Consider the following 1,006-nt stretch of genomic DNA (forward strand, 5'->3'; position numbering starts at 1 on the left):
GAGACTCTTTCATCAAAATCGGCATTAAACAATCGAGCGTAGATCGTGCTTGATACATTTCCATTTAAGATATCGTCAATGCCATAATCATCCTGATATTTTTTATACACCAAATAATAGGCGAAAACATCTTCGGCAATATCTTCATGATGCAGATATTCATAAATCGTATCTTGAGAGATTTCTAGATGCATCTTTTCATAGGTATAGAGTAAATAAGATAGATCTTCCCAGCCTCTTGCCGTCACAAATTCCATACCATCCACACTTGTTGAAACAGTATAGAAATGATTGGGCTTTAATTCCAAATAGCTTAAAATCATCGGATGTATATGTTTTGAGATCGCATACTCTTTCCATACATAGTAATCCGTTTCAACATGAATATAACGAATACGATCCATTGTCACGACATCAAAATCACGAACCGATTTATTATATTCACTCGGATTTCCTGCTGCTACAATGATCCAGCCACAAGGAACCTTCTGATTTCCAAAGGTTTTATTTTGCAGAAACTGCAACATCGTAGGTGCTAATGTTTCCGATACACAATTGATTTCATCAATAAATAAGATACCCTCTTTTAATCCTGTATCTTCCATTTTTGAATAAACACTCGCAATGATCTCACTCATTGTGTATTCCGTAATCGAGTATGTCTTTCCTTGAAATTCCTTTTCTTGAATAAAAGGAAGGCCCACAGCACTTTGACGTGTATGATGCGTAATTGTATAGCTGACAAGTCCAATTTGACATTCCTTTGCGATTTGTTCCATAATCTGTGTTTTACCAATACCAGGAGGACCAATCAACAATAATGGTCGTTGATTCTTCGCTTCAATCTCATATTCACCAAACGAATTCTTCGATAAATATGCCTGTACAGTATTTTTTATTTCATTTTTTGCCTGTAATATATTCATAACTTTTCTTCCAATCTATATTGAATGGCCCATGAAGGCACTTTACTTTGATCATAATCCTCTAAATAAATAAAAGCCGT

The 1,006-nt window shown here is 34.9% G+C and carries 1 protein-coding gene; it reads right to left on the reverse strand.

The window, feature by feature from the left end:
* Positions 1-926, reverse strand: a 926-nt coding sequence (locus ACZQCL_RS06325; RefSeq protein ID WP_482482304.1) for an ATP-binding protein, incomplete at its 3' end; no start/stop codon positions are given.
* Between the last annotated feature and the right edge of the window lie 80 nt (positions 927-1,006).

The organism is Holdemanella sp., assembly GCF_056804935.1.